The organism is Frateuria defendens (genome assembly GCF_001182895.1).
GTDB classification, from domain to species: domain Bacteria; phylum Pseudomonadota; class Gammaproteobacteria; order Xanthomonadales; family Rhodanobacteraceae; genus Frateuria_B; species Frateuria_B defendens.
Genome location: NZ_LFQR01000291.1, coordinates 1 through 232, shown reverse-complemented (window position 1 = coordinate 232; position 232 = coordinate 1). Strand labels below are relative to the sequence as shown.

Here is a 232-nt window from a genome sequence, read left to right as displayed (position 1 = left end):
CCTGCTGCGGTTCGCCCGCCTCCTCCTGCCAGGCGGCCAGTCGGGCGTAGTAGCGCGGGTCGGGGCGCAGCGCGACGGCGCGTTCCAGCGCGGCGCGCGCGGCGGCCGCGTCGTGCGTGGATTCGGCCTGCGCGCGCAGCCACCAGTAGCCGTCGTCGCGGCGGGCGCCCTGCGCGGCGTAGGCGTCGAGCCAGCTGCGCGCCGCCGCGGGCTCGTCGGCGGCGAGCGCGGT

At 80.6% G+C, this 232-nt stretch carries 1 protein-coding gene; it reads right to left on the bottom strand.

The window, feature by feature from the left end:
• The coding region (locus ACH65_RS20465) for a hypothetical protein (RefSeq protein ID WP_049624082.1) at positions 1–232 on the bottom strand (232 nt) is incomplete at both ends.